This window comes from Stenotrophomonas sp. NA06056, from assembly GCF_013364355.1.
Lineage (GTDB): Bacteria > Pseudomonadota > Gammaproteobacteria > Xanthomonadales > Xanthomonadaceae > Stenotrophomonas.
In genome coordinates this window covers 1,888,086-1,898,559 of record NZ_CP054931.1, presented here as the reverse complement: position 1 = coordinate 1,898,559, position 10,474 = coordinate 1,888,086, and the positions used below count along the sequence as shown (strand labels likewise).

Sequence of the window (10,474 nt, the reverse complement as noted above, 5' to 3'; positions counted from 1 at the left end):
GTCAACCTGATTGGGCGGCCGCAGCCGCATCACTGTCTGATGGATGGGGCGATGGGTGCCCTGCCCCTGTTAGACGAGGCTGCGGGCGTGAAGCCGACATCAAGAAAGCATTCGCCACAATGAAAAAGGCGCCGGCAATCGCGCCGGCGCCTGTTCATGGCATCGCGCCAACACCGCCTCGTCACGGACGACCGATGCCCGCGCAGGTGCTCGGGTTGTTCAAGCCCGTCGGCACGCCCGCCACGGCGAACCGGCTGCGGATGGCTTCGCCCCAGGCGGAGGGCAGCGGAATGAACCGATGCGCGGTGACGGCCGCATCATTCCGCCTGGCGTAATGCGGAATCAGAAACACCCGCAGCGACATCGCTTCCCAAAGCTCGGCATGGCACTGGCTGAAAATCAGGTTGGTGGTGCCGACGATGGGATAGCCCACAAACGGGATGCTGAAAGCCGGCACCCAGTTTTCCGGTCGCTCCGCCGCAGAACCGGTCGGAGGAGCGATCGAGTTCAGCGTCGCGCGCACGCTGGCGTCATCGGGCGAGTAGCCGCGCACCTTGGCAACGCGGGTTGGATCGGACAGCGGTGCGGCGATGTCCGGGCCGCTGTATCCAATCGCACCACCGGTGGCCATCACCCGGTCATACTGCGCCTGCTCACTGGTTGCAGCCACGAAGTTGGTGGGCAATGCCGAGAACAGCGAAGCAAAATCGCGGGTGGTCTTGAACGAGCCTCCCACCAAATTGGAACCGGCGGTGTCCAACGATGAGCACGCCGTGGACAGGAAGCGGGTCAGCAGTTCGGTCGTTCCACTTTTCTCGGCACGATAGATCACCCTGACCACTCCGGAACGGTCAGGATCGAGGTCACCCCAGTACTCGGTCTTGCCCGAGAACAGGCGGCACAGTTGCGGCACGCTCAAGTCCAGGGCACCGCCAGGCTTGTTGAACGGCAACGCAATCGCCAGGCCGGCCACTGGCACCTGGATGAGCGCGCCAAACTGCTTCGCATGATTCTTGTTGTACGCCAGGATCTCAGCGCCGGTCAGCACCGATTCGGTCGCGATGAAATGCGGCGGCCGGGCCTCACCGGGAGTCTCGGGCACATTCTCAAGGAAGGCCCGCCGTGCGAGTTCATCACCCACGGCGCGATAGGTCACATTGGCGGGCAGGATCCTGTCTGCCGATTCCGCAAAGAGCTTTGCAGGCACGGCCGATCCTGCGCCCTTGATGGGCAGAACCTTGACCTGTGCACTGGCAGTTCCACAGAGCGCCGCGCCTATGTACAGCACCGCCAGAAGCTTTCGTTTCATCTTCCTCTCCTTTGGATTCCCATTTCCTTTTCGACCGGGGACTCACACGCAAGAAGGCGCCGACCTCGCGGCCGGCGCCCAATTCAGCGCAACCGCTGGATCAGCGGCCGACGCCGGTGGTGCAGGTGTTGGCGTTGCTCAGGCCGTTCGGGGCCGAAGAAGCCACCAGGTTGTTGGCAATCGCTTCACGCCAAGCCTGGGTCAGCGGGATGAAACCATGCGCGCGCACGGCGGCATCGTTGGTGCCGGCAGCGCCCAGGTTGTAGTGGCTCTGCAGGAAATCGCGGATCGCGTTGCGAGCCAGGGCGACACGGTAGCACTGGCCGAACACGAAGTTGGTGTAGCCAGCAATCGGGTAGCCCGCCGACGGGTTGGTGAACACCGGGACCCACTTGGCCGGGTTGGCGATATCGGCAGCGGTGGACGGCGGCGCGATGGTGTTCAGGGTGGCGGCAACGCTCACTTCATCCGGCGAGTTGCCCTTCAGCTTGGCGACCTTGGTCGCGTCCTTCAGGTCCGGGATCACGTCCGGGCCGACATAGCCGATGCGGCCGTCAACAGCGTACACGGCGTTGTACAGCGCGGTGCCACCGGTGGCCGGCGCGGCGATGAAGTTCGCCGGCACGGTGGTGAACAGGTTGGCGAAGGTCGACTGCACCGAGAAGGCCGGCACGCCGTTGGTCAGCTTCAGGCTGGTGCCCGAGACATCGGCCGCCTGGCAGGCATTGGCCAGGAAGCGGGTCAGCAGTTCGCTGGTGCCGCTGCTCTCGCCGCGGTAGACGACCTGGATCGCGCCGCTGCGGCCGCTGCCGATGCTCGACCAGTCGGTGATCTTGCCCGAGAAGATGCCGCAAGCCTGGGCCACGGTCAGGTCAACAGCCGAACCCGACTTGTTGAACGGAATGGTGACCGAGGTGGCCACCGACGGCAGCTGCAGCAGCGGGCCGAACGTGGTGGTCGAGCTCGCGCTGTTGTAGGTGGTGTTGTAGGTGTCGATCTCGGTCTGGCTCAGCACCGAGTCGCTGCCGGCGAAATGCACGTTGCCGGTGCCGGTCGGGATGAACAGCGCGATCTTGTTTTCCAGGAAGGCCTTCTTGCCGGTGCCCGAACCGGTCACGGCGTAGCTGAAGTTCGCCGGCAGGATGCTGTCGGCCTGGCCCTTGTACAGGTCGGCCGGCAGCGAGGCACCACCACCGTTGACGAGGGACTGCTGCGCCGAAGCGGCACCGGCGGTGGCGAGCAGCGCGGTAGCAACCAGCGCGGCCAGGGTCTTGTACTTGTTCATGATCTTCTCCTGAAGGGTTTACTGCGAAGGGAAACGCCAAGGGAGGAACGGTCACTACACGCCTGCTGCCGCCGAGGGCCTCCCAGCCCACTCTGCGGCGACGTGTCCATGCTGGTCCGCGCCGATGACAGGCCGCTTAAGAAACCTGTGGAAGATCAGAAAAAGGTGTGGAGGATTGTGTGGAGAATCCTGCTTCCCGTAGATCCACGCCACGCGTGGATGGATCGCCAGACGTGCGCGATATGACGTGCATCCACGCATGGCGTGGATCTACTGCACCAATTGGTTCATTTCCATGATCGGCATCAGCACGGCCAGCACGATCGTCAGCACCACCCCGCCCATCACCAGGATCATGGTCGGCTCCAGCAGCGCGGTCAGTGCCATCGCGCGACGCTCGATCTCGCGCGAGATCGTCTGCGCGGCGCGATCCAGCAACGGCGCCAGCGAACCGGTCTTTTCGCCACTGGCCACCAGATGCACCAGGATCGGCGGATACACCTTCTGCACTTTCAACGCAGAGCCCAATGCAGCGCCTTCGCGTACGCGCGCGGACACGTCATCGGCACAACGCGCCAGCAGCGCATTGCCCAGGGTCTGCCGGGCAGCTTCCAGCGCGCGCAGCAGCGGCACGCCGGCATCCAGCAGGATCGCCAGTGTCGAGGCGAAGCGCGCACTGTTCACACCCAGCACGAAGCGCCCGACCATCGGCACCCGCAGCAGCATCGCGTCCCAGCGCAGGCGCAGGTCCGGCTTGCGCAGGGCCAACCGCCAGGCCACCACCAGCGCAGCGATGCCGAGCCCCACCCACATGCCCCAGCTGCGCACGAACGCACTGGCGGCCAGCATCACCTGCGTGAGCATCGGCAGCGTCTGCCGCGCCTGCACGAATGCGGTCACGACCTGCGGTACCACGTAGCTGAGCAGGAAGATCACGATCGCCACCGATACCAGGCTGATCGCCGCCGGGTAGATGAAGGCGGTCAGCACCTTGGCCTGCAGCGCATTGCGCTCTTCGATGTAGTCAGCCAGGCGCTCCATCACCCGCGCCAGATCGCCGGAGTCTTCGCCTGCCCCCACCAGCGCCCGATAGATCGGTGGAAAATCGCGCGGGCGCGCTGCCAGCGCCACGGTCAGGCGCTGGCCGGCGCGTACATCGGCACGCACGGCAGTGAGCGCCTGCGCAACATGCGGGCGCTCGGCCTGCTCGATCACCGCACTCAAAGCACCTTCCAACGGCAGGCTGGCGGCCAGCAGGCTGGCCAGCTGGCGCGTGGCCCAGGCCAGCTCGCTGGCGGACAACCGGCGAGCACCCCAACCACTGCCGGCACTGCGCGCCACACTCACCTGCACAGGAGTCAGCCCGCGCCCGCGCAGCACCTGCCGAGCACCGCGTGGGCTGTCGGCGTCCAGCTGGCCCTTCTCGATGCGGCCCTGCGCGTTGGCGGCCTGGTAATCGAACAGTGCCATGGTCGCCTCAATCGTCGCCGGTGACGCGCAGGATCTCTTCCAGCGTAGTCACCCCGCTGTCGACCCAGCGCTGGCCGTCCTGCCGCAACGTCCGCATGCCGGCGCGCCGAGCCGCCTCGCGCAGCGCGGGCTCACCCTGCCCTTCATGGATCAGTGCTCGCACGCGCTCGTCGACCACGAACAACTCATGGATGCCGGTGCGCCCCCGATAGCCACTGTTGGCGCAGGCCGCGCAGCCCACCGCACGCCACACAGTGCGGCCCTCGCCGTCCACCTCGGCGCGCCGGCACTGCGTGCACAGCCGCCGCACCAACCGCTGCGCCAGCACGCCACGCAACGAGGACGCCAGCAGGAATGGCTCCACACCCATGTCGGCCAAGCGGGTCACCGCAGAGATCGCATCGTTGGTGTGCAGCGAGGCCAGCACGCCATGCCCGGTCAGCGACGACTGCACGGCGATCTGCGCGGTTTCCAGGTCGCGGATCTCGCCGATCATGATGGTGTCCGGATCCTGGCGCAGGATCGCACGCAGCGCGGTGCCGAAGCTCATGCCGATGCGCGCGTTGACCTGGATCTGGCCGATGCCGGCGAAGTCGTACTCCACCGGGTCTTCCACGGTGAGGATGTTGCTGGTGGTGCTGTCGAGCTGGCCAAGCGCGGCGTACAGCGAGGTGGTCTTGCCGCTGCCGGTCGGCCCGGTGACCAGCACGATGCCATGCGGCTGCCGAATCAATCCGGTGAACGTGGCCAGGGTGTCATCGGCCATGCCGAGGCGCTGCAGCTGCAGCCGGCCGGCGTCCTTTTCCAACAATCGCAGCACGGCGCGTTCGCCGTGCCCGGTCGGCACCGTGGAGACACGGATATCCAGCGGCCGCCCGCCCACGCGGATCGCGATGCGCCCGTCCTGTGGCAGCCGCTTCTCGGCAATATCCAGGTGGGCCATGATCTTGATGCGCGACACCAGCGCCGCGTGCAGTGCGCGCCGTGGCTGCACCATGTCGCGCAGGGTGCCGTCCACGCGGTAGCGCACCACCGAATGGGTCTCGAACGGCTCGATGTGCAGATCGCTGGCGCCATCGCGTGCAGCCTGTGCCAGCAGCGCATTGATCATGCGGATCACCGGCGCATCGTCCTGCGCATCCAGCAGATCGGTGACCTCCGGCATGTCCTGCATCAGCCGGTCCAGATCGACTTCGCTTTCGGCGGCACCGACCACGGCGGCGGCATCGCCGCCGTCACGGTATTGCTCACCCAGCCGCTGCTGCCAGCTCGCAGCGTCCAGCGCCTGGAAGGGCAGCGGGCCATGCCGGCGGCGCAGTTCAGCCACAGCCCACGCCGCAGTTTCGGCGGTGCCCAGCAACACGGGCTCGCCGCCCGCCTCGGACAGCATCACGCCATGGCTGCGCACCCAGGCGTACGGCAGCGGTGCGGCGGTGCTCACGGCCCGATCACCAGTTCCGGCGTGTAGCCCAGCCCGCGCAGCTGCTGCAGCGCCGGGTCCAGCGTCGCCGGATCGCGCGGCAATCGCACGCGCAGGCGTTGCCCGCTCTCGCCGGGCGTCGCTTCGGCATAGGCCTGCAGGCCCAGTGCACGCACCTGCGCCACGCCCTGGCTGGCACGCGCCGGGTCCAGCCCCTGTGCGAACTGCACCAACTGCGCATCGCCGTCGCCGGCCGGATACAACGCTGCCAGGCTGGTGTTCTGCAGCGGCTGGCCCTGGCCATCGCGCGCATTGCCCTGGCCGAGTACAGACAGGTCCTGCGGCGGCAGCTGCGGTGCGGACAGCGCCGGCAATGCCCAGCTCTGTACCGGCTGCGCGCCGGCCTGCGCGTTGCGCATGTAGTCGTAGCGGTCGCGGGTCAGGCGCTGGCCGGCGGCGGGGTCACGCACCACGTGCGGGCGCAGGAACACCATCAGGTTGGTCTTGGAGCGCTTGCGCGTATCACTGCGGAACAGCGCGCCCAGCACCGGGATCCTGCCCAGCCCTGGCACCGCATCGCGACCATGGCTGACGCTGTCTTCCAGCAGGCCGCCGAGCACCATGATCTGGCCATCGTCCAGCAGCACGCTGGTATCCAGCGCACGCTTGTTGGTGATGATGCCGGCCGTGCTGCTGGCACTCTGCGCGTCGATGCTGCTGACTTCCTGGTAGATGTCCAGCTTCACCGTGCCGCCCTCGGAAATCTGCGGGCGCACCCGCAGCTTCAGGCCCACGTCCTCGCGCACGATGGTCTGGAACGGGTTGTTGCTGCCACCGCCACCGTCGGTCACGTAGCGGCCGCTGACGAATGGCACGGTCTGGCCGACCATGATGCTGGCCGCCTCGTTGTCCAGCGTCATCAGGTTCGGCGTCGACAGGATGTTGGCGCCGCCCTTGCTCTGCAGCGCGTTGGCCAGCGCTTTCATGTTGAGGATCTGGCCGACGCCAGGCAGGTTGATGGTGCCGTCGATCACGCCGATCTTCAGGCCGTCCTTGGGCAGCACGTCCAGCGTGGTGCGCGCACCGGTGTTGAGCCCGCTACCGCCGGTGGCTCCACCGAAGTGGGTGCCACCAAAGGTGCGTCCATTGCCCAGCATCCACTGCACGCCCAGCTCGGCCGCATCGGTCTGGTTGACCTCCACGATCAGGCTCTCGACCAGCACCTGTGCACGGCGCTGGTCGAGCTGGTCGATCACCCGCCGCAGGTTGCGGTACACCGGCTCCGGCGCCGAGATCAGCAGCGTGTTGGTGGCCACGTCCGCCTGCACCGAGATGCCGTTCTGGCTGAAGCCGGTGCTTCCCGCATCGATCGGGTCACGGCGGCTCGGGTCCAGGCGCTGCGATTCCAGCGCATTGCCTCCGGTCTTGGCCTGCTGCGGCTGCGACGGCTGCGTTGGCGTGGAACGGTTGGCGTCACCCGGCAGTGGCGTGATGCCTTCATTGCTGCCCATCGCCGGTGCATCGCTCTGCCCCGCCACCACGCCGCGCAGCACACCGGCCAGCTGGTTGGCCTGGGCATTGCGAAGGTAGACCACATGCAGGTTGCCGGATTCGTCCTGGGCACGGTCCAGCTTCTCCACCAGCTGCCGCGCCAGGCGGGTGCGGCCGGGACTGCTGGAGCGCAGCAGCACGCTGTTGCTGCGCGGGTCGGCCATCACCACCACCTTCTGGGTGGGCTCGGCGCCCTGCGCATCCAGCAGTGGCGCGACCATCGCCGCGACGTCAACGGCAATGCCCTGCTGCAGCTTCACCACATCGGTGTCCATGCCAGCCGGTGTATCGACGCTGGCGATCACCCGCGCGATGCGCTCCAGGTTGTCGGCGTAGTCGGTGATCACCAGGGTGTTGTTGCCTGGATTGGCTGTGATCGGATTGTCCGGGCTGATCATCGGCCGCAGCACCGCCACCAGTGCCGCCGCGTTCTCGTAGCGCAGCGCGAAGGTGCGCGTGGTCACGCCACCGCCGGCACCACCGATGCCGACGCGTCCTCCCAACAGCTTGGCATCGGCCTGCGGCACCACCCGGCTGACGCCGCCGTTCTCGACCACCGCGAAGCCACGCATACGCAGTGCGCCCAGCAGCAACTGGTAGGCCTGGGTACGGCTGACCGGACCATCGGAAACCACCGTCATCTTGCCGGTCACCCGCGGATCGACCAGGAACTGGCGCCCGGTGAAGCGCGCCGCCATGCGCAGTACCCCGCCGATATCGGTATCCACCAGGTTCAACTGAACCGGCTCTTCGCGGGTGTCCTGCGCCAGCACCGGTGCCGGTACGTGGGCCATGCCCACGATCAGGGCCAACGCAGTACTGCAGGCAAGGCTGCGCATCGCCCTCATGGATGGGCACCCACGTTGAGCGCCATCACGATGTTTCCGGAAATCCGTGCCGCCGGCATGTTCGCATCCCCTGTGCGTGTCAGTTGCAGCTGCTGCAGTTCGATGGCCGGATCGGCCAGCACGGGCAGCAGCCAGTTCCACAGCGCGTCAGCGGGCACCGCCTGCACCTGCAGGTGCCAATGCCCGTCGCGCGCTTCGATATGCAGTCCGTCGGCCAGGCCGGCCGACTTGATTCCGTCACGCAACCCGGCCATCGTCGGGCGCTGCCCCTGCGTCTGCTGCTGACGCTCGCGCGCCTGCAGCAGTGGCGCCAGGACACGCGCCTGCGCCTGCAGCCGCGGCAGCTCGGCCTGCCAGTGCGTGCGCTGCTTCAGCAGCGGCTCCAGCCACAACATCCACAGACCCGCCACCAGCAGCGCCACCACCATCACCCACAGCATCAGCCGGTCGCGCGGTGGCAGGCGTTGCCAGCGCTGCTGCAGGCCCGCCATTCCCTCGCCCAGCCGCAGGGTTCGGGTCGTCACTGTCCAGCTCCGCTCACCCGCAGGCGCCCACCGGCTTCGCGCGCCAACTGCAGGCCCTTCGCCTGCACTGCCTGCTGCCAGTGTTCAAGCCGCTGGGGATCATCGGCCAATGCCTGGGCGTCGGCATCCAGCTCCATCTCCAGTTGCCCGGGTTGGTAATGCAGGCTGCGCACCTGTCCCGCCAGCTCCGGAACCGCCTGCAGCGTGCCGGCTACCTGACGCTGCAGCGGCGGCAACGGCGGCGCCGGCAGTGGCACGGCCAGTGCTCGCCTTGCCTGCAACACCGGGTCCACCACATCGGTGATCTCCGGGAAGCGTTCGCTGAACTGGCGCGCCATGTCCTGTTGCAGGGTCTCGCCCTCACTTCGCCACCGCGAGACCTGCAGCTGCAGACCGAGCGCGGCCAGCAGCACCGCCGCCAATGCCAGCCCGATCGCAAGCCGCGGCGCCTTCTGGCCCGCGCCGGGCAGCGGCAATGACCAGCCTGGCAAGGGGCCAGAGGCCTGCCGTTCATGCGGAATGGCGGTGGCCGGCAGGCTGTCCGGCCACGTCGGCGGCACACGATCGATCCACTGCACGGCCTGCACGCCGGCCTGTTGCAGGCGCACAACCAACGCCTGCATCACCGCACAGGCATCACGTCCGCCATACCATTGAACGAAACCCCGATCGCGCCCGCTGCGTACCAGCAGGTGCTCGCCGCTGACCTGCAGCGTGGCATGGCCGTCCTGCCAGGGCAGCAGCAGCGGCGTCGGATACAGCGCCTGCAGCCGCAGTGCACACGAAGCCAGCAGCTGCTGCGCCTGCAGGACCGCCTGCTGGCCCAGCCAGGCCACAGGAACCGCGCCGTCCGTCGCCTGCGCGCCGTGGGCCAACGCGACTTCCTGCAGGTCATCCAGCAGCATCGCCTCCACCTCACCCTGCAGCGCCGACTGCAGGCGGCGCCCCGACAACGGTGGCAGCTGCAGTTCCAGCAGGATCAGGTCGTTCGGATCGAGGCAGGCATGCACCGCAGCCTGCGGATGCCGCAGGCCCAGCGCCGCCAGTGTGTCGCGACCGTGAGCCAGCACCTCGCCCTTGTGCAGCTGCGCCCAGTCCACCGCGCTGTCGGCGCGCAGACGCTCAAGCGCCGGCAGGCGCACGCGAAGCTGCACGTTCATGCGCCGATCCTCGTCCACACACGTTGCACACGCACGCCATCGTCGCGGTACTCGCGCCAGAGCAGCGCGCGAAAATCAACCGCGCTGCCATCAGCCTGCACCTGGCCGACGGCCAGGAACCACTCGCTATGGATACCCAAGGGAAGCACCGCCATCTGTTCGTTGCTCAGTTGGAGTCGGTTGGCGATGTCGCCGCGATTGAGCAGCCAATGGCCAGCGTCGCGCTCACCGAGCAGCGCCTGCAGCCGTGCCGGCTCGACCGCAGGCGTCACCGCCTGCAGAACGCGCAGGTCGCTGGTGTTGGCGTTGACCAGGGTCTGCGCCGGCAGCACCACGGTGCGCCGTGCAAGCGCCTGCAGCGCTACCGGGTCAGCGCCGGCCAGCGCCTGTTCGATCAGTGATTCACGGGGCAGCGGCGCCTGCGCCTGCATGTCGCCATCGCGCAGGCGCGCCTGGATGTGGTCCGCGGCGGATGTGCAGGCGCCCTGGCCCAGCCCCTGCCCGGCACACAACGCGATGAACGCGCGCCGCGCCTCGGGGTCCGGCCTGCCATGTGCCAGAAGGTTCCGCAGGTTGAACATCGACTGCGCATCGACGAGCTGCAGCCGCACCGGCAACGGCGCCTGCAGCTGCAATGGGCGGGCCCAGCGCCCGCTGCGCACCGTGGTCAGCTGTTCCTTTACATCCTCACGCAGCTGCTGCGCCGCACGCTCCAGCGTTGCGTCCACCGCCATACGCACCTGCGCGCGTAGCTGGTCGCCACGCAGCGCGCGCAGCTGGGCCGACTGCCGGGTCAGCAGTGCCGTGGCAATCACCGCCACCAGCGCCACCACCAGCAGGGCGACGATCACCGCCATGCCACGTTGACGGGCACTTGAAACAGAACGCATCAGGGCTGACATCGGCC

At 67.7% G+C, this 10,474-nt stretch carries 8 protein-coding genes; all 8 read right to left on the bottom strand.

Annotation, left to right across the window (positions count from 1 at the left end; translation table 11 throughout):
- Positions 1–181: 181 nt before the first annotated feature.
- Positions 182–1,309 (bottom strand): substrate-binding domain-containing protein, encoded by a 1,128-nt coding sequence (locus HUT07_RS08425; RefSeq protein ID WP_176020554.1) that lies wholly within the window; start codon positions 1,307–1,309, stop codon positions 182–184.
- Positions 1,310–1,409: 100 nt separating this feature from the next.
- Positions 1,410–2,594 (bottom strand): substrate-binding domain-containing protein, encoded by a 1,185-nt coding sequence (locus HUT07_RS08420; RefSeq protein ID WP_176020553.1) that lies wholly within the window; start codon positions 2,592–2,594, stop codon positions 1,410–1,412.
- A gap of 270 nt (positions 2,595–2,864) precedes the next feature.
- On the bottom strand, positions 2,865–4,064 hold the full coding sequence (gene gspF, locus HUT07_RS08415) for a type II secretion system inner membrane protein GspF (protein WP_176020552.1): 1,200 nt from the start codon (positions 4,062–4,064) through the stop codon (positions 2,865–2,867).
- A 7-nt stretch (positions 4,065–4,071) separates the two neighbouring features.
- Positions 4,072–5,505 (bottom strand): type II secretion system ATPase GspE, encoded by a 1,434-nt coding sequence (gene gspE, locus HUT07_RS08410; RefSeq protein WP_176020551.1) that lies wholly within the window; start codon positions 5,503–5,505, stop codon positions 4,072–4,074.
- Entirely contained in the window at positions 5,502–7,883 is a 2,382-nt protein-coding gene (gspD, locus tag HUT07_RS08405) for a type II secretion system secretin GspD (RefSeq protein WP_176020550.1), read from the bottom strand. The genes gspE and gspD overlap by 4 nt, the downstream gene beginning before the upstream one ends.
- Positions 7,880–8,407 (bottom strand): type II secretion system protein GspM, encoded by a 528-nt coding sequence (gene gspM, locus HUT07_RS08400; protein ID WP_176020549.1) that lies wholly within the window; start codon positions 8,405–8,407, stop codon positions 7,880–7,882. Before gspM ends, gspD begins: the two co-directional genes overlap by 4 nt.
- Positions 8,404–9,567: a type II secretion system protein GspL gene (gene gspL / locus HUT07_RS08395; protein ID WP_176020548.1), complete on the bottom strand. Its 1,164-nt coding sequence runs from the start codon at positions 9,565–9,567 to the stop codon at positions 8,404–8,406. The genes gspM and gspL overlap by 4 nt, the downstream gene beginning before the upstream one ends.
- On the bottom strand, positions 9,564–10,469 hold the full coding sequence (gspK, locus tag HUT07_RS08390) for a type II secretion system minor pseudopilin GspK (RefSeq protein ID WP_176020547.1): 906 nt from the start codon (positions 10,467–10,469) through the stop codon (positions 9,564–9,566). The genes gspL and gspK overlap by 4 nt, the downstream gene beginning before the upstream one ends.
- Between the last annotated feature and the right edge of the window lie 5 nt (positions 10,470–10,474).

Coding starts and splice junctions, on each gene's coding strand:
- HUT07_RS08425 (WP_176020554.1), bottom strand. CDS start 1,309: ATGAAACGAAAGCTTCTGGCGGTGCTGTACATAGGCGCGGCGCTCTGT.
- HUT07_RS08420 (WP_176020553.1), bottom strand. CDS start 2,594: ATGAACAAGTACAAGACCCTGGCCGCGCTGGTTGCTACCGCGCTGCTC.
- gspF (WP_176020552.1), bottom strand. CDS start 4,064: ATGGCACTGTTCGATTACCAGGCCGCCAACGCGCAGGGCCGCATCGAG.
- gspD (WP_176020550.1), bottom strand. CDS start 7,883: ATGAGGGCGATGCGCAGCCTTGCCTGCAGTACTGCGTTGGCCCTGATC.
- gspL (WP_176020548.1), bottom strand. CDS start 9,567: ATGAACGTGCAGCTTCGCGTGCGCCTGCCGGCGCTTGAGCGTCTGCGC.
- gspK (WP_176020547.1), bottom strand. CDS start 10,469: ATGTCAGCCCTGATGCGTTCTGTTTCAAGTGCCCGTCAACGTGGCATG.